The following is a 26,584-nucleotide window of genomic DNA, read 5'->3' as shown; positions in this document are numbered from 1 at the left end:
TCCGCCCGGTCCGAACCGATCGGGCCGGTCAGGCCATGACGGCGGCGAACCGCCAGTCCAGGACCGGGGCCGGTTCGGCGCCGGACACCGCCGCCACGACCGAGCGCAGGTGGACCAGCCCGCCGCCCCCGGGGAGTTCCTCCCGTCTCTCGACCGTGATCTCGCTGGTCAGGGTGTCGCCTTCGTGGACGGGGCCGAGATGGTCGCAGCCGTGCCAGGCCACGACCGTGACCAGGTTCGGCAGCGCGCGGGCCGCCTGGGACAGCGCCAGGCCGATGGTGTGCCCGCCGTACACCAGCCGCGGGCCGCCCGCCTCCCGCGTGTCGTGGTGCACCCGCGCGATGTTGACGGTCAGCCTGGCCAGCTCCGGGGCGCCGGACACCACGTCTCCCCCGCCGGCCCGCCACCGCTCGCCCTGCGCCACGCCGGCGAAGTGCCGTCCAGGGACCCGCTCCCTGAACAGGTCGGGCCGCCAGCCGTCGAGCAGCACGGCGGCCCGGCCGGCGAGGTCCGTGCCGGTCGCCGGCGTGCTCGCCGCGTCCAGGTCGGCGTCCAGGTCGGCGTCCAGGTCGGCGTCCAGGTCGGCGTCGTGGCCGGTGCGCGCCCCGGGGTCCCGCAGCGGGATCATCGCGCAGCGCCGGAAGTCGAGCACCGGTCGTCCGTCCTGGTCGGCCGTCGTGACGCGCAGCACCGCGAGCCCCGTCGGGCGGCGCCCCGGCCGGGGCCGGTTGCGGCGCAGCGCGACCACCTCGGTGCGGGTGCGCAGCGTGTCGCCGATCAGCGGCAGCCGGCGGAAGGCGAGGCCCCGGTAGAACAGGTTGGCCTTGGCGTGGTGGGTGACCAGGCTGGACTGGCCGATCGCCACGTCCCACACCAGCGCCGGGTGGGCGAGCGTCCCGCCGCCGAGAACCTCGCGGGACAGGTGCGCGTCGAGCGGCAGCCGGAGCCGGTCGCCCACGACCGCCTGGTGGCCCGCGGCCATGCCCTCGGTGAGCGTCACCCCGGGCGCGCCGTCGAACACCCGCCCCGCCACCAGCTCCTCGAAGTACGGCCCCTCGCTGATCTCCATCATCGCCCCCGGGTGCGCCGTACGAGGTCCTCGGCGGCCCCGGGCCACCGTGGGTGGTCGAAGGCGAAGCCGGCGTCCAGCAGGCGGCCCGGGACGACCCGGCGGCTCTTCAGCAGCAGTTCGGTGTCCGAGCGCAGGACGAACGCGCCCAGTTCGGTCATCCACCTCGTCGCGGGCAGGCCCACCGGGGCACCCCACGCGGCGCGCAGCGCGCGCATGAACGTGCGTTGTGGCAGAGGATGCGGAGCGCTGAGGTTGAACGGCCCGGCGAGGTCGTCCCGCTCGGCCAGGTACTCGACGGCGCGGACGAAGTCGCGGTCGTGGATCCAGGACACGTACTGCGCGCCGCCCGCGACCGGGCCGCCGAGGCCGAGCCGCGCCAGCTTCGACAGGACGTCGAAGACGCCGCCGCGATCGGGGCTCATCACCATGGCGGAGCGCATGGCGACCTTGCGCGTGTGCGGCGTCTCGGCGCGCTCCTGCGCCCTCTCCCACGCCTTGGCGATCTCGACGCTGTAGGCCCAGTAGCCCGGGACGCCGGACTCGGCGCCGCCGAGCACACCGGACGCCTCGTCGTTGGGCGCGTCGAAGCGGTGGGAGTACACGGTGGCGGTGCTCATCTGCAACCAGACCGCGGGCGGTCGCGCGGCGGCCGCGATCGCCTCGCCCACGACCTTCGCCGAGTGGACACGCGAATCCATCATGGCCCGCAGATTGGCCGGGGTGTACCGGCAGCTGACGCTGCGCCCGGCCAGGTTGATCACCATGTCGCTGCCGTCGATCAGCTCCGCCCAGGGCCCGAGGGTCTCGCCGTCCCAGCGGACCTCGTTCTCGCGTACCGGCCGTCTGGCCAGGACCACGACGTCATGCCCCTCAGCGGTCAGCGCGTGCGTCAGTACGGTGCCCAACTGCCCGGTTCCCCCGGGTATCACTACCTTCATCAGGCTCCCCCCACGTGGGTGGGACGAGCCTAACGCAGCGGCTTGAACGTGTTCGAGATGACCGGGCGGTTTCCTCGTCCACGTCCCCGGTTCTCGGCCTCGCCGACCCGGGTGGTTTCGCATATACGACATGGCATAAATGCGTCACCGCCCAATCGGTCACAAACCCCAACATTTGACCACAATCTAGGGATCTCGCAGCACTCCTAGCTTTGGGGTTCCCTTGTCATTCCCTCCCTCCCGGGGGCGTGGGCTCGTCGCGCTGGCCGCAGCGCTCGCGGCGCTCGCGGCCGTCCCACCGGCCGACGCCTCCACCGCCCCGGCTGCTGACGGCGTCACCGCCTCCGGCGCGAGCACCGCGCCCGGACGGACCGTCACGCTGCTCACCGGGGACAAGGTGACCGTCGGCACCGCGCCGGACGGCACCCAGACCCGCACGGTGGTCGGCCCGGACGGCCGTCCCGCCGACGCCGTCACCCACGCCGAGAAGGGCCAGACCTACGTCTACCCGCGGTCGGCGCTGCGGTACCTCGCCGCCGGGCTGCTCGACCGGGACCTGTTCAACGTGACCCGGCTGCTCGCCGACGGCTACGACGACGCGCACAGCGCGCGCCTGCCGCTGATCGTCACCTACACCGACGCCGCCGCCCGCGCCCGCGCCACCGCCGTGCCCCAGGGCGCGCGCCAGGTGCGCCCCCTGACCAGCGTCCAGGGAGCGGCGCTGGACGCCGACCGCACGGCCGGCTTCTGGTCGGCGCTGACCAAGGGCGCCTCTCTCCCCGCCCCCTCCCAGCGCGGCGCTCAGGGTTCCCTGGCCGGCGGCATCGAGAAGGTCTGGCTGGACGGCAAGGTGAAGGCGAGCCTCGCCGACAGCACCGCCCAGATCGGCGCGCCCACGGTGTGGCAGAGCGGCAACACCGGCAAGGGCGTCGAGGTGGCCGTCCTGGACACCGGTGTCGACACCGCCCACCCCGACCTGGCCGGACAGGTCGTCGCCGGCCGGAGCTTCGTCCCCGACCACGAGAGCATCGAGGACGGCGCGGGTCACGGCACGCACGTCGCCTCGACCATCGCCGGCACCGGCGCCGCCTCCGGCGGCAAGGAGAGGGGCGTCGCCCCCGGCGCCCGGCTGCACGTCGGCAAGGTGCTGGACGACAGCGGCGCCGGCCAGGACTCGTGGGTGCTGGCCGGCATGGAGTGGGCCGCCCGCGACCAGCACGCCAAGGTCATCAGCATGAGCCTCGGCGCCGGCCCCTCCGACGGCACCGACCCGATGAGCGTGGCCGTCAACGAGCTGAGCGCCGAGACCGGCGCGCTGTTCGTCATCGCCGCGGGCAACGACGGCCCGGGCGAGTTCACCGTCGCGACCCCCGCCGTCGCCGACGCCGCGCTGGCCGTCGGCGCGGTGGACGCCTCCGACGCCCTCGCCGACTTCTCCAGCCGCGGGCCCCGCCCCGGCGACCGCGGGCTCAAGCCCGAGCTGACCGCCCCCGGGGTCGGCATCCTCGCCGCGCGCTCGCAGTACGCGACCGAGGGCGAGGGCTACTACCAGACCATGAGCGGCACCTCCATGGCCACCCCGCACGTCGCGGGGGCCGCCGCGTTGCTGGCCGCCCAGCATCCCGACTGGAGCGGACCGCGGCTGAAGGACGCGCTGGTCAGCACCACCAAGCCGACGCCGGACCTCAGCGCCGCCCAAGGCGGCAGCGGACGGCTGGACATCGCGGCGACCACCGCCGCGACCGTGTTCGCCACCGCTTCGGCCTTCGCCGGATTCCACGGCTACCCGGCCCCGGCCGGCGCGACCAGCGCCAAGGAGATCACCTACACCAACAGCGGCGACGCCCCGGTCACCCTCGACCTGACCACTCGCCTGACCGGCGCCCCGGCCGCCGCGTACACGCTCTCGGCCTCCCGCGTCACCGTCCCGGCGGGCGGCGCCGCCGCGGTGACGGTCACGGCCCACCTGGACCAGGTTCCCGGCGACACCACGGTCTCGGGCACGGTGGAGGCCGCCGACGCGAGCGGCGCCGTGCGCGCCCGCACCATGATCGGCGTCGCCAAGGAGGGCGAGCGCCACCAGCTCACCCTCACCGCCAAGGACCGCGCCGGCCGCCCGCTGAGCGGTGAGGTGATCCTCACCGCCGAGCACCTGTTCGCCCCGCTCTGGCTGGACGAGACCGGCACCCTGGACCTGCGCGTCCCGGCCGCCACCTACACCTTGTGGATGACCGCCGACCTCGAAGGCGCGCACGGGCCCCACTCGCTGGGCCTCGGCGTGCTCGCCGCCACCGACGTCCGGCTCGACCAGGACAGGACCGTCACCCTGGACGCGCGCAAGGCGCGGCGGGTCGCGGCGGTGACACCCAAGGCGAGCACCCTGGCCGGGATGCGCATGGACGTCTACCGTGCCGTCGCCGACGACGACTACACCGCCTCCAGCCGCTGGCCGGCGATCGAGTACGACAGCGTGTGGACGCTGCCCACCGGCGCCAAGGTGCGCAAGGGGGAGTTCGAGATCGGCGCCCACTGGCGTCTGCAGCAGCCGGCGCTGACCCTCTCCTCCGGCGGCCGCGCCTTCGACGACGTGCTGGTCCACCGGGGCGCGACCCCGCTGCCGAAGGGCCGTCACACGCTCGCGGCGCTGTTCGCCGGCGACGGCGGCGCGGCCGGCTACCGGTCCAGGCCGGCGGCGGGCAAGGCCGTGGTCGTCAGGAACTCCGCCGCGGTCACCCGCGAGGAGCAGGCCGCCGCGGCGCTCGCGGCGGGCGCGAAGATGCTGGTGGTCGTCAACGACGGCCCCGGCCGCGCCGAGCCGTGGAACGACGCGCTGTACGGGCCGCCGAACCCGGCCCCGCTGCCGATGGTCGCGCTGGGTCAGGACGAGGGCGAGGAGCTGATCGCCCGCATCGAGGACGGCCGGCGCGCGACCACCCTGGAGGTGACCTCCAACCCGGTCACCGAGTACTCCTACGACCTGGTGCACTACTTCAAGGGCGCCGCGCCCGCCGACCCGGTCTACCGGCCGGACGAGAGCGAGCTGGCCCGGGTCAAGGTGTCCTTCCGCAACGACCGGCAGAACAAGGTGGTCGAGGACCGCGCCGACGTCTGGCGGTTCGGGTACTCCTCCGCCTCCGGCGCGAGCGGGTTCACCGCCCCGGCCATCGGCGAGCGCACCGACTACGTGACCGGCGGGATCACCTGGTACGAGCAGGTGAACATCGTGCGCGAGGTCGAGCAGCACACCGCCGACCTGGTGACCTACCGGGCGGGGACCACCACCGACGTCCGGTGGTTCGGCCCGATCCACCGGCCGCGCCTGGAGCAGGGCCTGTCACCGCTGCGGCTGGACGACACCCTCCAGGCGAGGGTGCCCGGCTGGGGCGACTCGGGCGCCGGGCACATCGGCGGCACCTACCTCAACGGCATGGTGTCCAACAGCCTGAAGGTGTACCAGGGCGACACGCTGCTCGGCCAGGCGCCCTACGACCAGATCGCCGTCTTCGGCGTGAAGCCGGAGCGGCTGCCGTACCGGCTGGTGTCGGAGAACTCCCGCGGCACGTGGGCCAACCCCTACTCCACGTCGACCCGCACCGAGTGGGGCTTCACCTCCGCGGCGGCCGCGCCCGGCGAGGTCGTGCGCCTGCCGCTGATCCAGCTCGACTACGCCGTCGACACCGACGTGGCCGGCAAGGCGCGCCGTCACGACGCGCTCACCGTCACCCCCTCGCACCTGGACGGCGTGGAACGGCCGGGCGCGATCGGCCCGGTGACGCTGGAGGTCTCCTACGACGACGGCGCCACCTGGCACAAGACCGGCCTGCGCAAGGACGGCCCCGGCTGGACCACCCGGCTGGACGCCCCGGCCGCGGCGTCGTTCGTCACCCTGCGGACCGCCGCGGCGGACGCGCGGGGCAACACGGTGACCCAGACGATCACCCGTGCCTTCGGCCTGAAGTAGGAGCCGCGCCGGGAGGCGCCCCCGTACTCCCTGCGCGTGCCCCGCTGACGGCCCTTCCCCACGGCCACCCCCGGCGACGTCCCATCCCCGTCGCCGGGGGTGGCCGTCCCCTTTCACCCGGGGGTAGGCCGTCTACCTGCAGGCCTCCGCGAAACGGAGGGAAGGATCGCGCTCCGCGAGGCCGAAGCCGAGCTGGGTGTACAGCTCCAGCTGGTCGAAGTACTCACGGTGCGAGACGATCTTGCCGTGATCGACGAAGGTCGAGCAGGTGGCCCGGAAGACGACGTGCCGGCCGCTCCCCTGGACCTCGCGCCCGTCGGGCAGCAGGAAGGGGCCTTTGTGGGTGCCGGTGACCGTCCATTCCGTCACCGCGGGGTTGTCGGCGTCGCCCACCTCGAACACGGGCGTCTGGTGGAAGTCGGGGAACCCTTTGAAGAACTGCTGGTAGAGCCAGGCGATCTGCTCACGTCCTTCGGCGATGCCCACCGGCGAGACGAAGACGGCGTCCGGGCTGTAGAAGTCGAGCACTCGTTCCATGTCGTGAGCGTTGACCGCGTCGCACAGACGATGTTTGAGATCCCAGAATTCAGACATGACGTGATCCTCCGCAGGGGCGCTGCCCTCCCACGCTACCCAGCCGGCGGCCAAGCCTCCCTCACAGCCGCGTCATGCCGGGGTCAGGTGTGCGACGCGATCTCCCCCGGGGCCGCCGGCCGTTCCCGCGGGCCGGCGGCTCTCAGCGACGGTGCGCGGTGCCGGGCTCAGCCGGTGACGCTGGGCCGGCCGTTCTCGATGTGGCCCATCAGGCGCCGGCCGAACGACGCGTCCTCCTCGCAGGAGACCTGGACGTCGTACCAGCCGTGCGCCGCCTTGGCCGGCCAGGGCACCTGCCTGCGCTGCCCGGGCCGCAGGACGACCGCCATGTCCCGCTCCTGGTAGGCCAGCGCGCGGACGCGCAGCTTGACCCGCTGGGTGCCGGCGTTCTCGAACACGAGGGTCAGCCGCTGCGCGCCGCCGTCGATCTCCGAGCGGAGCCGCACGCCCGACGCCGCGCCCGTGAGCGACCCGCCGAACTCCCTGCGGAAGCCGTTCGGGCCGGTCAGCACCAGCTCGTAGCGGTCGTCGGGCACCTGGACGGCCCGGGTGGCCTCCCCTCGCACGTCGAGGTGCAGCGGCGCGGCGAGCTCGCCCGCGTAGGGGTAGAGCGCCAGGTGGACGCTCTCGGCGCCCCGGTTGGCGAGGGTCAGGGTCAGCGTCCTGCCCGTCAGCCGGGCCGAGGCGTCCGGCTGGTAGGGCAGCGGGCGGGCCGGGCGGACGCCCTCCTCCTGCACGGGCATCCGCTGGTCGGCGGGCGGGGCCGGCCGCCAGCGCCCGGTGAACGGCGGGACCTCGGCGGGGTGGGCGGGCGCGGGCCGCGGGCCCGCCGCGGTGAAGTCGAACGCCGAGGTGAGGTCGCCGGAGACCGTGCGCCTCCAGGCCGAGACGTCGGGGAAGCGGACCTTCAGCCAGCTCTCCAGGAACCGCACCGTGGAGGAGTGGTCGAAGATCTGCGAGCAGACGTACCCGCCGACGGTCCACGGCGAGACGACGATCATGGGCACGCGGACGCCCAGGCCGATCGGCTTGCCGTCGTAGTACTCCTCGGCCCGCTCGGCCGGCGGCCGCGGCGGCGGCACGTGGTCGAAGAAGCCGTCGTTCTCGTCGTAGGTGATGAACAGCGCGGTCGAGCGCCACACCTCGGGGGTGGAGGCGATCGCGTCGAGGATGTCCCAGGTGATCCGCGCGCTCTGGACCGGGGAGGACGCGCTCGGGTGCTCGGAGTCGGCCGCCGACGGGACGATGTAGCTCACCTCGGGCAGCCGGCCCGCCTCGACGTCGGCGCGGAAACTCGACGCGAGCGTCCCCGGCCGCACCCGGCGCAGCGCGCGGTCGTACAGCGCGCGCTCTGCGGGGGTCAGCGCGGCCGCGCCCTCGTCCAGGCGGGCCAGCATCTGCTCGCGCTGCGCCTCGCCGGCCCGGCCGAGGGCCGAGTAGAAGGAGTCCATGCTCTGGAAGTCGCCGCGCAGCGCCTTGCGCGCGATGCGGCGGAAGGTGGCGAAGAACTCCAGGTTGTTGTCCTCGTAGTTGTCCCACTCCTGGTACACCTGCCAGGACCGCCCGGCGGCCTGCAGGACCTCCCCGGCGTTGCCCCAGGTGTAGCCGGCGTGGGTGTCCTCGTCGTAGGCGCTGTTGTCGATCGCCCGCTTGGTCGTGCCGGGCTCGTAGCCGGTGTGCCCGCTCACGTGGTAGTTGCGGTTGGGGCTGGTGGAGGACAGCACCGAGCAGAAGTACTGGTCACAGATGGTGAAGGTGTCGGCGAGCTCGTACTGCAGCGGGATGTCCCGGCGCTCGTAGTAGGTCATGGTCGAGGCGCTCTTGGCGCCGATCCAGCCGTTGTGCCAGCCGCCCGCGGCCGCCTGCTGCCCGTCGCCCCAGCCGTGCGGCAGCGCCGAGATCCACTGCAGGTCCTTGCCGACCACGCCCGCGGCCGCGCGCACCGGGAAGGGCAGCACATGACCGGCGCCGTCCGGCTGCTCGAAGACCGGGCCGCCGTCCGGCAGCCTGATGGCGTTGCGGTCGCCGAACCCGCGCACGCCGCGCAGCCCGCCGAAGTAGTGGTCGAACGACCGGTTCTCCTGCATGAGGAAGACGACGTGCTTGATCGCCGACAGGCCGCCTGAGGGGGCCGGCATGGCCATGGCCGCGTGGACGGACGGCGGCAGCACCGACGCCGCCGCGGCGCCGGCGCCGGCGACGAGGAACCCTCTGCGGGACAGGCCCTGGGACATCATGGTCCTTTCTGGTGGGGCCGCCGATCTTTCCGGCGGCCTCAGCATCCCAGTGCCTGCGCATAGCAACAGGACGACGCACAACGGCATTTCCGGTTAACCGTTGACGAATCTCGGCACGGCGAAGCGCCGGGCGCCCGGGGGCGTCTCGCGCCGGGCCGCGGCGTGCCCGCGGGGAGGGCCGCCGCTCGTGGCCCTCCCCGCGGTGCGATGCCCTCGGGGGTCAGTACACGAAGACGCTGCCCGCGTTGAAGCTGATGCTGGGGTAGCTGCCGGGGTAAATGGGCAGGGGGGTGCCGGTGCAGTTGGTGTTGCTCCACAGCGTGGCGATCTGGGTGGCGGTGTTGATCGCCGAGTGGGCCCGCCCCGAGCCCCAGCCGTGTGCGGTGAGATCGACGCAGACGCCCGCGGGAGGAACCAGCGACTGCGCGGTGAACCTCGCGCCGGTGTACCCGGTGCCCTCGAATAAGCAGAGGGTGCGGCTGAACTCGCACGTCCCGGCGAGCGCCGAGGTCGACGAGGCGGCGGCGGGGGTGGCGGTGAGGCCGCCGGCGAGCAGCGCGGCCGCCGCAAGCGACGCCGCGACCGCGAACCTACCCTTGAGGTTGATCCTGGAAGCGTTCACTTTCTCTCCCTTTTATGCTCGATGAAACCCTGACGGCGGCAAGAAGAATGGATTTCCGCCACCTGGCGCATAACGCGGTTGCGCATGCGCGCCTTTGCTCGGTAAGCGTTTTCGGCCGCGCGGAATAGGCGGAACGGGTGCCGGTGCGCCCGGCGGCCGGATTACGACGTAGAGCCTCGCGCGTCCCGCGCGGCGGGACATGCGTAAGTGCGCCTCACCGGCCATGTGACCAGCGCGGACACGACTACGGTCAAGGTTCGGACGGAAATTCGGGAGGGCGGGCGCGATGGGGCGATGAGCGGCTGCGCCGTGCCTCGCGACGGTTCGATGGAAAGCGGTCCGGATGGCCCATGGCTCGCCAGGGCGCCGGCTTCGTGGCTCTGAACAGTGCCTTTCTCACACTCACGGCGTCCCCGTACGCAGTCGAATGGTGGAGAAACAGGAATCACTTACCGAGCGGTCGAACGCGCAGAAAAGTAACACATCATTGACCACAGCCGCAAGATCCCGAACAAGCGGCCATTCGCGGGAATTGCGGAACTGCGCGCCGGACATGAGGTCCGCCCCGGCGACCGGAAGGTCTTCTCGCGCGCCCGGACGCGTCCCTGGCCGCCGAAAGGTCGCACCGGGAGAGGCGACGGTGCCCCCGGGCTGCCCGGCGGCGGAGAGCGGATCTCAGGCGGTGACGGGGGACGCCGGGCTGAGCGCCACCGCCGCCTCGGCGGTGTGCACCAGGAAGGTCAGCGTCTCCTGGAAGTAGAGCTCGACGCTGGTGGCGTCGTGGGACAGGTAGCCGATCGACAGGTCCTGGCCGATGCACAGTTCGAAGTCGCCGCCGCGGCTGGACAGCAGGAAGGCCCCGTCGATGGCGGGCGCCCAGATGATCCGCCCGTCGAGAAGCCGCGCGATGTGCTCGATGACCGGGTAGCCGTGCACGGCGGTCTCGCTCACCGCCGTGTAGGCGTCCGCGCTCAGCGCCAGGTCGTACGGGCCGCCGACGCCGGCCAGGCGCAGCGCCGAGACGGCCCGGCTCACCACGTCGGGGTAGTCGCCCACCTCGGCCGGCAGCGTCAGCGCCGGGTTGGAGGAGCTGTCGCGGATGCCCGCGATGCCCGCCGCCGCGTACCCCTGGAACACGGCGCGGTCCTCGGCGAAGGCGACGCGCTTGGCGGCGTCCTTCACCGGCTGCCAGTCGGCGTCCTTGGCGCCCCGCTCGACGTCGTCCACCTGGCGCCGGTCGACGGTGAACGGCACCCGCAGCTCCAGGATCGGCTGGGACCGGCGGGTGCGGGCGACCACCCCCGACGCGGGCGGCTCGATGGCGTCCAGGTGGCCGGTCGAGACCGCGGCCAGTTCCAGCCCGGCCGGCTCGGGGACGTCGACGACCCGCCGGCCGGCCACGTGGCGTTGGAACGTGCGCCGCGCCTCCTCCGAGAGGTCGGCCCACGCCGCGTCGGAGATGGGTGCCAGTTCGCGGTGCAAGTTGTTCATCGGGACGTGCTCCTCTTGAGATCGCCGATGCCAAGCGACCCGTCGTCCGGGACCTGGACCTCGGGGTTCGTAACGGCTCCGGCCGCGATGCCGGCGCCCGGCGGGTCTGGGAGGTCGTCGAGGAAGTCGATGGTGGGCACGAAGAACAGCGTGCCGGTCACCGCCGTGGAGAAGTCGAGGATGCGGTCGTGGTTGCCCGGCGGGTCCCCGAGGAACATGTTGTCCAGCATCTTCTCGGTGACGGCGGGGGTGCGGGCGTACCCGATGAAGTAGGTGCCGAACTCCCCCTTGCCGACGTTGCCGAACGGCATGTTGTCGCGCAGGATGCGCCGCTCGGTGCCGTCCGGGTCGGTGATCGTGGTGAGGGCGACGTGCGAGTCGTCCGGCTTGACGGCGTCCTCCAGTTCGATGTTGGACAGCTTGGTCCGCCCGATCACCTTCTCCTGTTCGTCGACCGGCAGGGCGTTCCACGCCTGCAGGTCGTGCAGGTACTTCTGCACGATGACGTAGCTGCCGCCGGCGAACTCCTCGTCCTCCGGGCCGACCAGGACGGCCTCGCTCGCCACCGGGCCGACCGGGTTCTCCGTGCCGTCGACGAAGCCGAGCAGGTCGCGCACGTCGAAGTACTTGAAGCCCTGGACCTCGTCGCGGACCACCACGGCGCCGCGCAGCCGGTCCATGATCTGCGAGGCCAGTTCGAAGCACAGGTCCAGCCGCATCGCCCGGATGTGGAACAGCAGGTCGCCCGGCGTGGACACCGCGCGGTGCCGCGGGCCGTCCAGCTCCCGGAACTCGTGCAGCTCGGCCGGGCGCGGCCCGGCGAACAGGCGGTCCCACGCCTTGGACCCGATGCCGGCGACGACGCTCAGCCTGCCGTCGGCGGCGCGGAAGCCGACCGACCGCTGCAACGCCGGCAGGTCGGTCAGCAGTTCCCTGGCGACCGGCTCGCCGCCCGGGGCGACCGTCAGCACCAGGAAGATCGCCGTCGTCGTCAGCGGGCTCAGCACCGGCTGCGGGACGGCCGGTCTGCCGGGCGGCCCGGCGGGCACCTGCTGCGTCATCTCAACGCCCCTCCCCTGCGTTCGCACCTCAGTAGCACAGCCTGTCAGCCGCGCCCGCCGGTGCTCGTGCCGGGGGCGGTGTCAGGCCGTCAGGTCCAGCGCGAGGGTCGCGACGGCGAGCAGCAGGAACACGCCCGCCAGGGCGAACCGACCGGTGTGGTCACCGAGGGCGGGCCCGGGTCATGGGCGGAAGGCGTCGGCGTGTTCGGCGGCCCATTGGGCGAACGTGCGGCCGGGGCGGCCGGTGACGGCCTCCACGACGCCGCTCACCGTGGAGCCCGCCTTGTGCGCGGCGCCGTACACCTTGAGCAGGAACTCGACCTTCTCGCCGTCGCCGATCGCCGGGTCGTCGCCGAACACCTTGAACAGCAGCATCTCCGGCGGCCTGCCCCGCTCGATCCAAGCCTCGCGGGTCTGCTCGGGAGTGAGCTCCTCGAACCGCAGGTCCCGGCCGGTGGCCTCGGCGAGGATGCGGATCTTGTCGCGGGGTGTCAGGACCTCGGGCCCGGTGATGAGGTAGGTGTGCCCCGCGTGGCCGTCCTCGGTGAGGGCCGCCGCCGCCACGGCCGCGATGTCGGACTCGTGGACCGGCGCGCTGCGGCGGTCGCCGTGCGGCTCGCGGACGATGCCCCGCGCGCGCAGCCGCCCGGCCCAGTCGGCCAGGGTGTTGCCCATGAACTCGACGGGCTTGAGCTTGGTCCACTCCAGCGCGCTCGCCTGGACGGCCGGCTCCAGGGTGCCCTCCTGCCAGCCGCCCAGCATGGTGACCCTGGTGACGCCGGCCCGCGCCGCCGCCGCCGCGATCTCCGGCCCGTTCCACAGCGGCCGGTAGTCGCCGGCGAAGTTGATCAGGTGCGCGGCGGTCACACCGTCGAGCACGGGCGCGAGGCCGGCGGCGTCGGTGAGGTCGCCGGCGACGACCTCCACGCCCTGCGGCAGAGCGGCCCGCGCGGGGTCGCGGGTCAGCGCCCGCACCTTGTGGCCGGACTCCAGCAGGTGCCGGACGAGGTGGCGGCCGACGGTGCCGGTCGCCCCGGTGACCAGGATGGTCATGGCATGCTCCCTTGTCGGGGTTCGGGATTGTCCGGACCCAAGAGGCACAGGCGGCGCCGGGTGTGACATCGCGGACGGCCGGTGAGACGTAGGTCACCTCCCGCCGCCGGATGTCACACCGCCGGCCGCCGCCGCCTCTCATGGGGAAGGAGCGGCACGACATAAGGACCATCCATGCCTGACATCCCCGAAGACCCCACCACCGGCCCCTCCGGCCACCCTCAGGCCCCGGACCCCGCCGGCCCGGTTCCCGCGCGGGACGCGACGCGGGTCTTCGCGGGGTATCGGGAGCTGCTGTTCTCGATCGTGTACAACCTGCTGGGGAACGTGGCCGACACCGAGGACGTCCTGCAGGACACCTGGCTGTCGTGGGCGGCCAGACACCGGGACCCGGCGGCCGGGGAGATCGAGAACCGGCGCGCCTATCTGGTGCGCATCGCGGTCAACCACGCGCTGGCGCGGCAGAGCGCGATCCGGCGCCGCCGGGAGACGTACGTGGGCCCCTGGCTGCCCGAGCCGCTGGTGTCCGGCGACCCGCCGGACCCGGCCGAGCCGGCCCTGCGGGCGGAGTCGGTGTCGATGGCGCTGCTGGTGGTGCTGGAGACGCTCACCCCGCTGGAGCGCGCGGTCTTCGTCCTGCACGAGGTGTTCGGCTACGCCCACCCCGAGATCGCCGGCATCCTCGGCCGCACCCCGGCGGCCGTCCGGCAGCTCTCGCACCGCGCCCGCGAGCACGTGCACGCCCGCCGCCCGCGCTACCAGGCCGACCCGCGGGTCCAGCGGCAGGCGACCGAGCGCTTCCTCGCCGCGGCGCTGGGCGGCGATCTGGACGCCCTGCTGCGGATCCTGGCCCCGGACGTGACGATGTGGACCGACGGCGGCGGCAAGGCGCGGGCCAGTGTCCTGCGCCCGGTGCAGGGCCGCGACAGGGTCGCCCGGATGATCGTCGGCGTGACGTCCCGGGCGCCGGAGGAGCTGGAGGTGCGCTACCGGACGGTCAACGGCGACCCGTCGGCGGTGCTGTTCGCCGACGACTCCCCCTTCGCCGTCATGGTCATCGACCTCACCCCGGACGGCGAGCAGGTCCGCGGCATCTACACCGTCACCAACCCCGACAAACTCTCCCGAGTCCCGGACGGGGCGGAACCACCCGCCGCAGCCGAACCCCCATCGGAGGACCCCGGCGGGCAGGCGCCGTGACGTCCGGACCCGCGACGGCAGGCCCGTCACGGGCAGGACCCCGGCCGGCGGGACGCCACGCTCGGCGGCACGCCGGCCGGCCGCTGGGACAGCCTGGCCGGCCGGGCCCAGCGGCCGGCGCGCGGCGTCGCGGTGTCAGCCGGCGCGCGGCGGCAGCACCTGGACGGTGTCCCCCACCGGGCGCTCGCCCGTCGCGTCCGAGGGGTGGTTGACCAGCGCGCCGTTCACCGCCATGGCGGTGGAGCCCCCGCCGTCCAGGTTGATCGCCCGCACCGCGCCGAGCGACCGCATGAAGGCCGCGCCCTCGGCGAGGGTGAAGCCCTCGCTGCCGCCGCTCAGGCGGCCGTCCACGGTGGCGAGCAGCAGCCGGCCCCGCCCGTCGACGCCGGCCATCGTCCGGGGCTGGCGGTTGTTGGCCCACGCGAAGCCGAAGGACAGGTCGGCCGGGTCGACGGTGCCCTCGGCGACGGCGTCGATGTGGACGCGCCCGTCCTCGACCAGGGTCGGCGCGGCGCTGACGACGCTGTCGTCCGGGCCGAGCTCGACCCGCCGCCCGCCGGCCTCGCGGACGACCTCCGTCACCGTGATCCTCTTGCCGGGCTCGGCGTGGGCGGTGAGCCAGCCGCCCGCGGCGCCGACGCCCTGCAGCACGGTCTGGGCGGGCGCGACGGCGCCGCCGCGCGCGCCCACCGACACCACGCGGTCCTTGGCGTCGAGCACCACCTGGGTGCCCGGGCCGGACGGCAGGTCATGGCCGTAGGCGCCGGTGAAGCGGACCAGGTCGTCGGCCAGGGCGCAGGTGAGGTCCTGGCGCGGCTCGGAGGTGGGCGCCGCCCCGGGCCGGCCGCAGTTGCGCAGCAGTCCAGGGGTGCGGTTGAGGCCCTGGACGGCGTAGGCGGCGCGGCCGGCGCGCGCGGTGACGGTCGTGGTCAGGTCGGCGATCCTGGGGTGCCGGCCGCCGTCCTTGAGGATCAGCGCGGCGCGCGCGCCCGACGCCATCGAGGTCAGCTCGCCGCCGTAGGCGCCGGCGCCGGCCATGGTGCCCTGCACGCCGTCGGCGCTGGAGGTGAGGAAGAAGCCGCCGTTGACCCCGACCAGCGAGCCGAGCTTGGCGGCCACCGACGAGGTCGTCTCGCGCTGGGCCACGTTGCCGTCGTGCGTGGCCCGCACCGTGCCGCGGAAGACCCGCGGGTCGATGATCGCGACGTGGAGGTTCTCCACGTCGGCCGGCTGGTCGGCGTCGTAGCCGGTCCACTCGGCGACGGCGTGGAACCCGGCCGCGGCGATCTTCGCCGCCGCGGCCTTGGCCGCGTCTTGGGAGGGGTGGGAGCCGGCCCGGACCCGCACGCCCATCAGCCCGCGCGGGGTGTCGGCGTAGCCGGGCCAGGCGATCGGGGTCGTCACGGGCTCGAAGCCGGCGGCGCGCAGCCTGTCCGCGGTCTCGGCGGCCCACGCCGGCGTCCCGACGGTGGCCCAGGCCTGCGCGCCGGTGAAGCGCGCCGTCACCGGGGCCTGCACCGTGACGGTCCAGCTCGGCGCGGCGGCCGGGTCGGTGATGGTGCCCGTGCGCACCTCGACGCCCGGCGCGACGGTTCGCGAGGTCCACTGTTGCGCGGCCTGAACGGCCGGCGCGGCGGCGGCGGTGGCGGTGGCGGTGGGTGTGTCCGCCGCCGCCGTCCCCGCGATCGACGCCGGCGCCGCGACCGCCAGCGTGGTCACGGCGTAGAGCGTGAGCCGAGCTCGGGTGAGTTGCCCGCCTGTGCGGTTGCCCATGACACATCCCTGCAGATCGATGGTGTGCCGGAAATGACCACGATTGAAATGGTTCCGACAGCGATGACCAAGTCGGCAGTCCAGCGTGCCCAGGCGAACTCCCGGCCGGGCGCGGGCGTGCGCACGGGGTCGCGGAGATGAACGGTCGACGACCCGGCGGCCCGGCCACGGCCGCGGTACCACGACAGCGGTACCACGACATCCGACGACGTCACACCGCGCCCAACGGCCCTCCACCGACCGGCCGGCCGTCACCGACGCGAGGACCCGGGAGGGCTAGACGGGGGCCCGACCTCGGTCCTGGCCTCGCCGGCGGCGGGCAGGCCGTGGCCGGCCAGCAGCCGGCTGACCGCCTGCTGGGCGGTGACGACGTCCTCCAGGGCGCCGCGCACGCCGGTGAGCGGCGGCTCGCCGAGGGTGACCATCTCGTGGAAGGCGACCAGCTCGCGCTCGAAGGACGGGGTGACGTCCTGGAAGGACAGGCGTCCCTGGACGCTCACGTCGGTGAGCCGGGCCGCCGCGCCGAGCAGGTACGGCGTGGGGAAGACCACCTCGAACGAGCCCGTCGCGTGGTGCACGGACACGGTCTCGCGGTAGGAGGGATAGCCCTCCAGGTAGTGCCAGTGGACGGCGTACCTGCCGCCGGTCCGCAACGGCCCCGACAGCTCCACCGACCGCCCGCCCGGCCCCGGCCAGGTGGCCGCGTGGTCCACGCCGCCCGGCCCGCCGGCGAGCAGGCGCAGCAGCGACAGGTCGTGGCAGATGCTGTTGAGGATCGTCATGTAGAGCCACCGCGCCTCTGTCCCGGCCTCGCCGATGGCGGCGCGCACCAGTTCGTCGTCCCGGACGCGCAGCCGGTCGGCCACCTCGGCGGGCACGTCGCCGGCCGGCGGAGGGAGCCGGGCGAAGGCGAGCTGCGAGCCGTCGCCCGGGTGCAGCACGGTCACCTGGACGGCGCGCACGCCGGTCAGGCGCCCGGCCATCCGCTGCACGGCGGGGTCGTACTGCTTCATGTACCCGACCATCAGCCGGGGTCGCTCGGGGTCCTCCAGCGCGGCGATCCGGTCGACCTCGGCACGGGTGTAGGCGAGCGGCTTCTCGCACAGGACGGCGTGGCCGCGGCGGAGCGCGTCGGCGACCACGTGGCCGTGCGAGCCGGAGGTCAGCACCAGCAGGGCGTCGAAGCCGCCGCCGTCGAGCATCGCGGTCACGTCGGTGTGGCGCCGGGCCACGCCGTACCGGTCGGCCACCCGGCGGGTCAGCGACGGCGAGATGTCGCACACCGCCACCACCTCGAACAGATCGCTCCGCCGCTCCAGCAGGGGCAGATGCACCGTCTGGGCGATGGCGCCGAGCCCGGCGACCGCCACCTTCAGCCTCACGAACCCACTCCCTCGAGCAACGCGCGGCCGCCCACCGGCCGACCGGCCGGCCGGCGAAGATCGGGCCGCTGCCACGGACCGGCCCCACCACCCCTGTGAGAATAATGAAGGGTTCGACCCATGTGTCCGATGACCACGTACGCAAGATCGCGCACCCGCGGCAGTGCTTCCGCGCGAGGCGGTGGTTCCGCGAGAGTAGGACCGAAGGACGGGCATGGCGAGGATGCGAGGCGGGTGATCCGGACATCGTGCGCACGAACCCGCCCGTGGAGCCGGTGACCGGCGTCGCACCGCATGACGCGGGGGTAGGGGTGATCGAGGTATGAGACTGACCATTCTCGGCGGCGGCGGCTTCCGGGTCCCGCTGGTCTACCGGGCGCTGCTCGGGGACCGCGGACAGGGCAGGGTGACCCACGTCACCCTGCACGACCTGGACCCATCCCGCATCGCGGCGATCGGCCGGGTGCTCGCCGAGCAGGCGCGGGAGGTCCCCGGCGCCCCGGAGGTGCGGATCACCACCGACCTGGACGAGGCCGTCACCGGCGCCGACTTCGTCTTCTCGGCGATCCGCGTCGGCGGCCTCGAAGGACGGGCCATGGACGAGCGGGTGGCCCTGGAGGAAGGCGTCCTCGGCCAGGAGACGGTGGGCGCCGGCGGCATCGCCTACGGGCTGCGCACGCTGCCGGTGGCCGTGCACATCGCCCGCCGGGTGGCCGCCCTCGCCCCGGACGCCTGGGTCATCAACTTCACCAACCCGGCGGGCACCGTCACCGAGGCGATGTCCCGCCACCTCGGCGACCGCGTCATCGGCATCTGCGACTCGCCGGTGGGCCTCGGCCGGCGGGTGGCGCACGCGCTCGGCGTCGACCCCTCGGCGGTCCGGCTGGACTACGCCGGCCTGAACCACCTGGGCTGGCTGCGCGCCGTACGCGTGGGCGGCCGCGACCTGCTGCCCGGCCTGCTCGCCGACGACGCCGCCGTGACCTCCTTCGAGGAGGGCAAGCTGTTCGGCGGCGAGTGGCTGCGCACCATCGGCGCCATCCCGAACGAGTACCTGCACTACTACTACTTCCATCGCGAGGCGGTGGAGGCCGCGCGCGCCGCCCGGAGCACGCGGGGGGCGCTGCTCATCGAGCAGCAGCGGCGCTTCTACGGCGGGACCGGCGGCTCGGCGCTCGAGCTGTGGGAGAGCACCCGGCTGGAGCGCGAGACGACCTACATGGCCGAGAACCGCGAGGCCGCCGGCGCCGGCGAGCGGGCGTCCAGCGACCTTGCGTCCGGCGGCTACGACCGGGTCGCCCTGGCGCTCATGCGCGCGATCGCGCTGGACGAGCGCACGACGCTCATCCTCAACGTCCGCAACCGCGGCTCCATCGCCGCTCTCGACGAAGACGCCGTGGTCGAGGTGCCCTGCTTCGTCGACGCCAACGGCGCCCGCCCGATGGTGGTGGACCCGCTGCCCGGCCACGCCCAGGGCCTGGTCACCAGCGTCAAGGCGGCCGAGCGCGCGGTGATCGAGGCGGCGGCCACCGGCTCGCGCCGCGCCGCCCTGCGCGCCTTCGCCGTCCACCCGCTGGTGGACTCCGTCGCGCTCGCCGGACGGCTGCTCGAACGATACGAACGGGAACTGCCCCAGCTCGGCTACCTGGGCGGAGGGAACTGAACCCCGGCGCACGACGACGCGAGCCCGTCGATGCGCGCATCGACGGGGTGCGCGCGGCGACCGCCTGATCACCCGGGCTGAGCCTGGGTGTGACACACCCACCGTGGATGCGCCGGAACGCCGTACGTTGACAGAATGGAGGTTCTGGCTGACTTGCTGCGCGCGCTGCGCGAGACGGCGCCGCCGCCCGGTGCCCCGGTCCGGGCGGACGGCCACCGGCGGCCCCCGGGGCTGCGACGGGAAGAGGTGGCCGCGCTCGCCGGCCTGCATCCCGCGTACTACGCACGGCTTGAGCAGGGGGTCGAGCGAGATCCGCCCGACTGGGTGCTGGCGGCCCTGGCGCGGGTCTTCGACCTCGACGCGGCGGGAGCCGAGCGGATGTACCTGCTCGCCCACCCGCCCGCGGGGCCGACCCGGCTCTCCCAGCGGGTGCGCTGGACCGTGGAGAACTGGCACACCGCCCCGGTCTTCGCCGTCAACCGGCGGCTGGACGTGCTGGCCGCCAACGGCATGGCGCGCATCCTGTTCGACGGCATGGACCACACCGACAACCTGATGCGGCACGCCTTCCTCGCCCCCGCCGCGCAGGAGTTCTTCCCCGAGTGGGAGCGGGAGGCCGGCTCGAAGGTCGCCCATCTCCGCGAGGCCGCCGCCGAGGCCCCCGCCGAGGCCGGCCGCGACCGCCCCGAGCTGTACGAGCTGGTCGACCGGCTCTCCTCGGAGAGCGCCGACTTCCAGCGGATGTGGTCCCGCCAGGACGTCGAGGCCGACGAGTACAAGCGCATGTACCACCACGCGGTGGGCGAGATCCTGCTCCGGCACGACACGCTGACCGTGCGCAGCGCCCCCGGCGTGCTGCTCTACGTGTGCCACGCCGAGCCCGGCACCCCCTCCGAGGAGGCCCTCACCCTCCTCGGCATCCTCGCCGCCGGCGAGACGAGCCCGGGGCGTCCCTAGTCCCGCCGAGCCCGGCCGCCTTGCTCGCCCCAGGGCGGCCGGCGATCATCCCCCCGCGCCGGAGCGCCCCCCGCAGATGCCCTGCGCATGCCGGCCCGGTGATCTCCCGGGACCGGGGCGCCGGGGTCACGCCAGGGCGTGGGCCGGGGTCCACAGGGCGTCGATGGCCCGCTGCGCCGCCGTGAGGCTCTCGGCGGCCTGCGGGATCAGCTCGGCCATCGCCGGCTGCACCTCCGCGAGGGTCAGCTCGGCGGTGATGAAGCGCGGTTCCAAGCCCGTCATCGAGATCCCGTGCGGCAGCCACGACTGGGCGTGGTCCCAGCCCTCGCGCGGCGTGCCCTCGCCGTACCCGCCGCCGCGGGAGGCGATGACCACGAAGTCCCTGCCGCCGAGCAGGCCCGTCCCCGTGGCGGGGTCGGTGGACAGCCCCGGGGCGATCAGGTGGTCGACCCACGCCTTGACCGTGCTGGGCACGCCGAAGTTGTACAGCGGCAGGCCCAGCACGATCGTGTCGGCCTCCCGGATCTCGCCGATCAGTTGCGCGGTCAGCGCCCAGGAGGCGGCCTGGGCGGGCGTGTGCTGCTCGGCCGGCACCATCCGTGCCAGCCCCCCGGCCTCGTCGAAGTGCGGCAGCGGGTGACGGCCCAGGTCACGGTAGGTGACGGTGCCGCCGGGGTGTGCCGCGCGCCAGCCCTCGACGGCCCGGGCGGTGAGCCTGCGGCTGACCGAGTGCTCGCCCCGGATGCTGGCGTCGATGTGCAACAGATGAGCCATGTCGCTTCTCCTCCACAAATCGTTTGTGTAGGACAAATCATTAGTGCCCCGCCGACCGAACGTCAAGTCGGCTAGACTTCTCGCCATGACCTCCCCGCCGGCCGCCGACCGGCAGTCGCACCGGTCGGGCCCCCTGCTCGACCACCTGGCGCGCCGCGTGCGGCTCCGCGCCGAGACGGTGCTCGTCCCTCTCGGCCTGCGCCCGCGCCACCTCGTCGCCCTGACGGTGCTGCGCGCCCAGGGCGGGTGCTCCCAGCAGTCGCTCGCCGCGACGCTCGAGATGGACGGCACCAACATCGTCGGGCTGCTGAACGAGCTCGAGACGGGCGATCTCATCGCGCGCCGACGCTCCCCCGAAGACCGCCGGCGCCACATCGTCGAGCTCACCCTCGCGGGCACCGATCTGCTGTGCCAGGCCGAATGCGCCATGGCCGCCGCCGAGGACGAGGTCTTCGGCGCCCTCGACCAGGCCGAGCGCGAGAGCCTCTACGCCCTGCTCAGCAAGGCCGCGACCGGCTCCGAGATCCCCTGCGCCGCCGCCGACCCCACCGCCGAATCCGCGGCATTCTGCGCCGCCGCCGACCACGACTGAGGGCCGGCGGTGGGCGCCGACCCGGTCGGCTATGCCGTCCTGGACCTGGAGACGACCGGCCTGCGGCCCTCACGACACCGCGTCGTCGAGATCGGCGTGGTGCACCTGGCCCCCAGCGGCCGGTTCACCGGCCAGTGGTGCACCCTGCTCGACCCCGGACGCGACCTCGGGCCGCGGAGCGTCCACGGCCTCACGGCCGCGGACGTCCGCGACGCCCCCGCGTTCGGCGACATCGCGGGCACGCTCACGGGCCTGCTGCGCGGCCGGGTGCCCGTCGCGCACAACCTGCGCTTCGACCTGGCCTTCCTTCGCAGGGAGTTCGACCGGCTCGGCGCGGCGCTCCCGCGCCTGGACCGCATCGGCGTGTGCACGATGGCCGAGGCCGCCCGGCTGCTCGCCTACGCGCCGCGTTCCCTCGCCGCCTGCTGCGCCGCGGCCGGCGTCCGCCTCGAACGGCGCCACGACGCGCTGGCCGACGCCCGGGCCACGGCCGGCCTCCTGCAGTACTACCTCGACGTGACCGCCCCCGCCCCGCCGTGGCGCGGGCGCCTGACCGAGGCCGCCAAGGTGCGCTGGCCGGCCGTCCCCGGCACCGCGCCACCGCGCGCGCGGCCAGGCGCCGCCCGCCACGGGAGCGGCGCCGGCGACCGCTGAGCACACGGGCGTGCCGTAGGACGCCGGCGGGCGCGGGCTGTCGACCTCCAGGCGCGCGGTCCAGGCGCGCCGGTCGGTCACCCGCGCCGGCCGCCCGGTCAGGCGGTGGCGACGGCGTCGAGGTAGGTCCAGGCGCCCTGGTGGCGGGCGAAGCGGCTCTTCTCCCGCAGTTCGCCGGGACGCCCACGGTAGGTGTAGCCGGCGCGGAAGGTGACCGTGCCGTCGGTGTGGACGGGGCTGCCGCCGGAGACGTCCTCGATCTCCAGGCCGGTCCACCGCATGCCGCGTTCGAACTCCACGCGCGGCGGCCGGGTCGTCGGATGCCAGGTGCGCAGCAGATACGCCTCGTCCTCGACCGCGAACGCGGCGTAGCGCGAGCGCATGAGCGCCTCGGCCGTCGGCGCGGCGGCGCCGGCGTGGAACCGGCCGCAGCACTCGCCGTAGGCGGCGGGCAGGCCGCAGGGGCAGGCCCGCTCCGCGCGCGGCGGCGTACGCCGGGGTTGGGAGCCGTGCTTCACCCCGCGAGGCTACCGCGCGCCGGCGCGCGAGGCGGGCGCCCGCTCCGTACGAGCCGTCAACGCCCGCTTCGTGCGGAGGGTCATCGCCCGTCCACACGCGCCGTCAACCCCCGCTCCGTACGAGCGGTCAGCGCCCGGTCCATGGCGGCCGCCGGCGTGTCCGATTCCGTCGTTGGCGTGATCACGCCATGCCCGGCGCGCGGCGCGCGGAGGCAGGGCGGCCGGCCCACCTTGGGACGGCGTTCCCGCAGGTCGGCGCCACTTGGCCGGCCGGTGGAGACGGCCGGTCCGCGCCCGATCCTCACATATGCGTGTTAATTCTTGTTTAACGTGCTTTGTCCCGCTCTTGCCGTGAAAGCCACGATCCAACCACGATGCTCCACGTGGGTGTGCAAGATCCCCTTATAACCCCTTTTTCCGTCCCCCACGGGTACCCCACGGCCCGTGAAGGAGATCGTGTGTCCATCCCCCGCCTCTGGCGAGCGGCCCTGATCGGGACCACCGCACTCGCCCTGCTGGCCCCCCAATCAGTGGCGTACAGCGCCACGCAGGCCGCCCCCGCGTCCGACAAGATCGATCGCGTGGTCCGGGCCGACCTGTCCAAGGACGACAAGGCCACCTTCTGGGTGCGCCTGAAGGACGGCGCCGACCTGCGCGCCGCGCGCGCGGCCAAGACCAAGGCCGACAAGGGCCGCCAGGTCTACCGCGCCAAGACCGAGACCGCCGCCTCCTCCCAGGCGGGCCTGCGCAAACTGCTGAAGGCCGCGCACGCCGACTTCACCCCCTTCTGGATCGTCAACGCCGTCAAGGTGACCGGCGACGCGGCCCTGGCGGCCGACATCGCCGAGCTGCCCGAGGTGGCGGCGATCGAGCCGTCCAAGGTCGTCCCGCTGCCCGACCCCGCGCCGGGCACGGCCAAGGCCACGACCGCCTCCGTCGAGTGGAACATCGACCGCATCAACGCCCCCAAGGTGTGGAACGAGCTCGGTGACCACGGCGAGGGCGTCACCATCGCCAGCATCGACACCGGCGTGCAGTGGGACCACCCCGCGCTGGTCTCCCAGTACCGCGGGACCGGACCGGACGGCACCGTCGACCACGACTACAACTGGTACGACCCCGCCGGCGCCTGCCCCTCCAAGGCCCCGTGCGACGACCGCGGCCACGGCACCCACACCATGGGCACCATGGTCGGCGACGACGGCGGCGCCAACGCCATCGGCGTCGCCCCCGGCGCCAAGTGGATCGCCGCGAAGGCGTGCTTCACCGTCGGCGGGTGCCCCGACTACGCCCTGCTCGCCGCCGGGCAGTGGATCATCGCGCCCACCGACCTGAACAACCAGAACCCCCGGCCCGACCTCGCCCCCGACATCGTCAACAACTCCTGGGGCGGCGAGGGCATCGACCTCTGGTACACCGACATGGTGTCGGCATGGGTCGCCGCCGGCATCTTCCCCGCCTTCTCCAACGGCAACGCGGGCCCGGCGTGCGGCACCACCGGCACGCCCGGCGGCTACGTCGCCAGCTACAGCGCGGGCGCGTTCGACGCGAGCGGCCACATCGCCTACTTCTCCTCCCGGGGCCCGGGCGAGAACGGCGAGATCAAGCCGAACATCTCCGCGCCCGGCGTGGACATCCGCTCCGCGCTGCCCGGCGGCGCCTACGGCCTGAAGTCCGGCACCTCGATGGCCAGCCCGCACGTCGCCGCGACGGTGGCGCTCATGTGGTCGGCCTCCCCGTTCCTGCGCAACGACGTGGACAACACGCGCGCGCTGCTCGACGGGACCGCGGTCGACGTCGACGACGAGGGCTGCGGCGGCACCGCGCAGGACAACTTCGTCTGGGGCGAGGGCATGCTGGACGCCTACGCCGCCGTCAAGGCCACCCCGGCCGGCGAGCTCGGCACGCTGACCGGCAGGGTCACCTCGGGCGGCTCTCCCGTCGAGGGAGCCACCGTGAGCGTCTCGGGCCCGCTGAGCCGCGCCGTCCCCACCGCGCAGGACGGCACCTACACCCTCCCCCGCCTGCTGAGCGGCGAGTACAAGCTCACGGTGAAGAAGTTCACCTACGACGACGCGACCGCGACCGTCACCGTCTCCACCGACCGGACCGTCACCCAGGACCTGACGCTGACCGCGCAGGAGCTGAGCACGGTGTCGGGAACGGTCACCAGCGTCGGACAGCCCGAGCCGGGCGCCACCGTGACCGCGACCGGAACCCCGGCCACCACGGTCACCGACGCGAACGGCCGCTACGAGCTGCGGCTGCCGCACAAGACCTACGACCTCAAGGCCGCACCGACCTCGCTGTGCTCGGAGAAGACCACCGTGCCCGTCACGGTGGCCGGCGACACGGCCAAGGACATCGAGCTGACCGTCCGCAGTGACGCCTTCGGGCACACCTGCAGGAGCGACGCCAAGCCGTTCGTCAAGGGCACGCACCTGGAGCCGCTGGTCTGGGACGACGAGACCCAGACGGTCGGCCTGCCCTTCGCCTTCCCGTTCTACGGCAAGACCTACACCAGCGGCGTCGTCAGCACCAACGGCTACGTCAGCTTCGACGCCGACCGCTACTCCTTCCCGACCCACGGCCCGCTGCCCTCCACCGACGGGCCCAACGCCGCGATCTACCCGTACTGGGCCGACCTGCAGATCATCGAGGGCGAGGGCGGGCTCTACACCTCGACCATCGGCACGGCGCCGAACCGTACCTTCGTCCTCGAATGGCGCAACGCGCGGTTCCTCGGCGTCGACGGGATCATCTCCTTCGAGGCGCTGCTCGGCGAGGACGGCTCGGTCGAGTTCCGCTACAGCGGAATCGACGACACCTACAAGGCCGGTCAGAAGGCCACGGTCGGCATCGAGAACGGGGACGGCACCGACGCGTTGCAGTACTCTCTGGACGACGCGGCGGTTCGCGACGACCAGACGCTGGTCTTCGCCGCTCGGGGTCACGGACTGGCGGCCGGGACCGTCACCGACGCCAACGACGGCAAGCCGCTGGCCGGCGCGACGGTGAAGGTGGGCGACGCGGCCTCCTTCACCACCGCGGCCGACGGCACCTTCCTCGGACAGGTTCCCGCCGGGGACTACGAGCTGGAGGTCTCGGCGGAGAACTACGGCACCTTCATCAAGGAGGTCACCGTCACCGCCGGCGCGCGCAGCGCGTTCGACACCGCGCTCGCCACCGGCCGGGTCACCGCCTCGACCGGGCGGCTCACCCTGGTCATGCCCGCCTCCGCCACCAGGAAGGGCACCGTCGAGCTGTCCAACACCGGCGCGGACGCGACCTACACCGTCGAGTCCGACCCCGCCCAGACCTGGCTGACGGTCACCCCGGCGAGCGGGCGCATCGCGGCGGGCGGGTCGGTGACCCTCCAGGTCACCGCCTCCAGCTCCGGCGTCCGGCCGGGTGAGTTCCGCTCCAGCGCGCTGGTCGTGCGCTCCTCCAGCGGCCGGGCTCCGGCCTTCCCGGTCGTCGTGACCGTCGTGGTGCCCAAGCTGCGGGTCGCCATCGACGCCGGCGGTGACAAGAGCACCGTGGACGCCGCGGGCGACATCTGGACGGCCGACCAGCGGTACGCCAAGGGCGGCAGCGGCCGCGTGGGCGAGGGCAAGGCGTCCACGACGAAGAGCACGATCTCCGGCACCGCCGACCAGGCGCTGTTCGCCAGTGCCCGGGAAGGGATGCACGGCTACCGGTTCGACGGCGTGCCCGACGGCGTCTACACCGTCGAGCTCGGCTTCGCCGAGACCCGGAACAAGCGGCCGGGCCAGCGCGTCTTCGACGTCCGCATCGACGGCGAGGTCGCGGCGCAAGCGCTCGACATCGCCCGCGAGGCCGGCCAGAACGCCGCGCTGACCCGGCAGTACACGGTGAAGGTCACCGACGGACGGCTCGACGTGAACTTCGTCGCACGGACCGGCGATCCGATCGTCAGCGCCATCCGCATCACCGAACGCCCCGACAAGACGGCCGGCTGACCCCCGCTCGTCCCTCGTCCCCCGTCCCCCGTCTCCCGACCACCGGCCCGTCGCTGTCG

Annotated in this window: 19 protein-coding genes; 7 read left to right on the top strand and 12 right to left on the bottom strand. The window is 73.7% G+C overall.

What is annotated here, in order from left to right:
• Positions 1–28: 28 nt before the first annotated feature.
• Together ACFQSB_RS12590 and ACFQSB_RS12585 are read right to left on the bottom strand one after the other, a co-directional pair.
• Positions 29–1,072, bottom strand: coding sequence for a MaoC family dehydratase (locus ACFQSB_RS12590; protein ID WP_380826443.1), 1,044 nt, complete (start codon positions 1,070–1,072; stop codon positions 29–31).
• The gene (locus ACFQSB_RS12585; protein WP_380826442.1) at positions 1,069–2,010 is read right to left on the bottom strand and encodes a TIGR01777 family oxidoreductase; all 942 of its coding nucleotides are present in this window, start codon (positions 2,008–2,010) and stop codon (positions 1,069–1,071) included. The genes ACFQSB_RS12590 and ACFQSB_RS12585 overlap by 4 nt, the downstream gene beginning before the upstream one ends.
• A 223-nt stretch (positions 2,011–2,233) precedes the next feature.
• Between ACFQSB_RS12585 and ACFQSB_RS12580 the strand changes: the two genes are divergently transcribed.
• Entirely contained in the window at positions 2,234–5,971 is a 3,738-nt protein-coding gene (locus tag ACFQSB_RS12580) for a S8 family serine peptidase (protein ID WP_380826441.1), read from the top strand.
• Positions 5,972–6,103: 132 nt separating this feature from the next.
• Here ACFQSB_RS12580 and ACFQSB_RS12575 read toward each other — a convergent pair whose 3' ends face one another.
• The 6 genes from ACFQSB_RS12575 to ACFQSB_RS12550 all read right to left on the bottom strand — a co-directional run bounded on the left by ACFQSB_RS12575 (position 6,104) and on the right by ACFQSB_RS12550 (position 13,029).
• Positions 6,104–6,565, bottom strand: coding sequence for an ester cyclase (locus ACFQSB_RS12575; RefSeq protein WP_380826440.1), 462 nt, complete (start codon positions 6,563–6,565; stop codon positions 6,104–6,106).
• 167 nt (positions 6,566–6,732) lie between these two features.
• The gene (locus ACFQSB_RS12570; RefSeq protein ID WP_380826439.1) at positions 6,733–8,799 is read right to left on the bottom strand and encodes a phosphocholine-specific phospholipase C; all 2,067 of its coding nucleotides are present in this window, start codon (positions 8,797–8,799) and stop codon (positions 6,733–6,735) included.
• 223 nt (positions 8,800–9,022) lie between these two features.
• A complete protein-coding gene (locus tag ACFQSB_RS12565) occupies positions 9,023–9,424 on the bottom strand; it encodes a peptidase inhibitor family I36 protein (RefSeq protein WP_380826437.1) in 402 nt (133 codons plus the stop codon).
• Between the two features lie 675 nt (positions 9,425–10,099).
• Positions 10,100–10,915: a family 1 encapsulin nanocompartment shell protein gene (locus tag ACFQSB_RS12560; protein WP_380826435.1), complete on the bottom strand. Its 816-nt coding sequence runs from the start codon at positions 10,913–10,915 to the stop codon at positions 10,100–10,102.
• Positions 10,912–11,976, bottom strand: coding sequence for a Dyp-type peroxidase (locus ACFQSB_RS12555; protein WP_380826434.1), 1,065 nt, complete (start codon positions 11,974–11,976; stop codon positions 10,912–10,914). Before ACFQSB_RS12555 ends, ACFQSB_RS12560 begins: the two co-directional genes overlap by 4 nt.
• A 180-nt stretch (positions 11,977–12,156) precedes the next feature.
• Positions 12,157–13,029: an SDR family oxidoreductase gene (locus tag ACFQSB_RS12550; protein WP_380826432.1), complete on the bottom strand. Its 873-nt coding sequence runs from the start codon at positions 13,027–13,029 to the stop codon at positions 12,157–12,159.
• Positions 13,030–13,203: 174 nt separating this feature from the next.
• Here ACFQSB_RS12550 and sigJ point away from each other — a divergent pair, with 174 nt between their 5' ends.
• Positions 13,204–14,229 (top strand): RNA polymerase sigma factor SigJ, encoded by a 1,026-nt coding sequence (sigJ, locus tag ACFQSB_RS12545; RefSeq protein WP_380826430.1) that lies wholly within the window; start codon positions 13,204–13,206, stop codon positions 14,227–14,229.
• A gap of 135 nt (positions 14,230–14,364) precedes the next feature.
• Here sigJ and ACFQSB_RS12540 read toward each other — a convergent pair whose 3' ends face one another.
• Positions 14,365–16,002, bottom strand: coding sequence for a phosphodiester glycosidase family protein (locus ACFQSB_RS12540; RefSeq protein ID WP_380826429.1), 1,638 nt, complete (start codon positions 16,000–16,002; stop codon positions 14,365–14,367).
• A gap of 251 nt (positions 16,003–16,253) precedes the next feature.
• Complete coding sequence (locus tag ACFQSB_RS12535) at positions 16,254–17,384, bottom strand: Gfo/Idh/MocA family protein (RefSeq protein ID WP_380826428.1); 1,131 nt, start codon at positions 17,382–17,384, stop codon at positions 16,254–16,256.
• Positions 17,385–17,706: 322 nt separating this feature from the next.
• Here ACFQSB_RS12535 and ACFQSB_RS12530 point away from each other — a divergent pair, with 322 nt between their 5' ends.
• Entirely contained in the window at positions 17,707–19,047 is a 1,341-nt protein-coding gene (locus tag ACFQSB_RS12530; RefSeq protein ID WP_380826426.1) for a 6-phospho-beta-glucosidase, read from the top strand.
• A 135-nt stretch (positions 19,048–19,182) separates the two neighbouring features.
• A complete protein-coding gene (locus tag ACFQSB_RS12525; RefSeq protein WP_380826425.1) occupies positions 19,183–20,004 on the top strand; it encodes a helix-turn-helix domain-containing protein in 822 nt (273 codons plus the stop codon).
• 126 nt (positions 20,005–20,130) lie between these two features.
• Here ACFQSB_RS12525 and ACFQSB_RS12520 read toward each other — a convergent pair whose 3' ends face one another.
• Complete coding sequence (locus ACFQSB_RS12520) at positions 20,131–20,778, bottom strand: FMN-dependent NADH-azoreductase (RefSeq protein ID WP_380826424.1); 648 nt, start codon at positions 20,776–20,778, stop codon at positions 20,131–20,133.
• Positions 20,779–20,863: 85 nt separating this feature from the next.
• Here ACFQSB_RS12520 and ACFQSB_RS12515 point away from each other — a divergent pair, with 85 nt between their 5' ends.
• The gene (locus tag ACFQSB_RS12515; RefSeq protein ID WP_380826422.1) at positions 20,864–21,370 is read left to right on the top strand and encodes a MarR family winged helix-turn-helix transcriptional regulator; all 507 of its coding nucleotides are present in this window, start codon (positions 20,864–20,866) and stop codon (positions 21,368–21,370) included.
• A 9-nt stretch (positions 21,371–21,379) separates the two neighbouring features.
• On the top strand, positions 21,380–22,024 hold the full coding sequence (locus ACFQSB_RS12510; RefSeq protein ID WP_380826420.1) for a 3'-5' exonuclease: 645 nt from the start codon (positions 21,380–21,382) through the stop codon (positions 22,022–22,024).
• Between the two features lie 98 nt (positions 22,025–22,122).
• Here ACFQSB_RS12510 and ACFQSB_RS12505 read toward each other — a convergent pair whose 3' ends face one another.
• A complete protein-coding gene (locus tag ACFQSB_RS12505; RefSeq protein WP_354929408.1) occupies positions 22,123–22,542 on the bottom strand; it encodes a YchJ family protein in 420 nt (139 codons plus the stop codon).
• Between the two features lie 458 nt (positions 22,543–23,000).
• Here ACFQSB_RS12505 and ACFQSB_RS12500 point away from each other — a divergent pair, with 458 nt between their 5' ends.
• Positions 23,001–26,525 (top strand): S8 family serine peptidase, encoded by a 3,525-nt coding sequence (locus ACFQSB_RS12500; protein ID WP_380826419.1) that lies wholly within the window; start codon positions 23,001–23,003, stop codon positions 26,523–26,525.
• The last annotated feature ends 59 nt before the right edge of the window (positions 26,526–26,584 follow it).

It is taken from the genome of Sphaerisporangium rhizosphaerae, from assembly GCF_042665155.1.
In the GTDB taxonomy this organism is placed as follows: domain Bacteria; phylum Actinomycetota; class Actinomycetes; order Streptosporangiales; family Streptosporangiaceae; genus Sphaerisporangium; species Sphaerisporangium rhizosphaerae.
The sequence above is the reverse complement of the archived record's forward strand: the minus strand, read 5'-3'. Positions and strand labels throughout refer to the sequence as shown.

Excerpts from the sequence above, each read along its gene's own strand:
- ACFQSB_RS12575 (WP_380826440.1), bottom strand. The coding sequence starts at position 6,565 with ATGTCTGAATTCTGGGATCTCAAACATCGTCTGTGCGACGCGGTCAAC.
- ACFQSB_RS12555 (WP_380826434.1), bottom strand. The coding sequence starts at position 11,976 with ATGACGCAGCAGGTGCCCGCCGGGCCGCCCGGCAGACCGGCCGTCCCG.
- ACFQSB_RS12560 (WP_380826435.1), bottom strand. The coding sequence starts at position 10,915 with ATGAACAACTTGCACCGCGAACTGGCACCCATCTCCGACGCGGCGTGG.
- ACFQSB_RS12530 (WP_380826426.1), top strand. The coding sequence starts at position 17,707 with ATGAGACTGACCATTCTCGGCGGCGGCGGCTTCCGGGTCCCGCTGGTC.
- ACFQSB_RS12540 (WP_380826429.1), bottom strand. The coding sequence starts at position 16,002 with ATGGGCAACCGCACAGGCGGGCAACTCACCCGAGCTCGGCTCACGCTC.
- ACFQSB_RS12585 (WP_380826442.1), bottom strand. The coding sequence starts at position 2,010 with ATGAAGGTAGTGATACCCGGGGGAACCGGGCAGTTGGGCACCGTACTG.
- ACFQSB_RS12550 (WP_380826432.1), bottom strand. The coding sequence starts at position 13,029 with ATGACCATCCTGGTCACCGGGGCGACCGGCACCGTCGGCCGCCACCTC.
- ACFQSB_RS12515 (WP_380826422.1), top strand. The coding sequence starts at position 20,864 with ATGACCTCCCCGCCGGCCGCCGACCGGCAGTCGCACCGGTCGGGCCCC.
- ACFQSB_RS12525 (WP_380826425.1), top strand. The coding sequence starts at position 19,183 with ATGGAGGTTCTGGCTGACTTGCTGCGCGCGCTGCGCGAGACGGCGCCG.
- ACFQSB_RS12570 (WP_380826439.1), bottom strand. The coding sequence starts at position 8,799 with ATGTCCCAGGGCCTGTCCCGCAGAGGGTTCCTCGTCGCCGGCGCCGGC.
- ACFQSB_RS12590 (WP_380826443.1), bottom strand. The coding sequence starts at position 1,072 with ATGATGGAGATCAGCGAGGGGCCGTACTTCGAGGAGCTGGTGGCGGGG.
- ACFQSB_RS12520 (WP_380826424.1), bottom strand. The coding sequence starts at position 20,778 with ATGGCTCATCTGTTGCACATCGACGCCAGCATCCGGGGCGAGCACTCG.
- sigJ (WP_380826430.1), top strand. The coding sequence starts at position 13,204 with ATGCCTGACATCCCCGAAGACCCCACCACCGGCCCCTCCGGCCACCCT.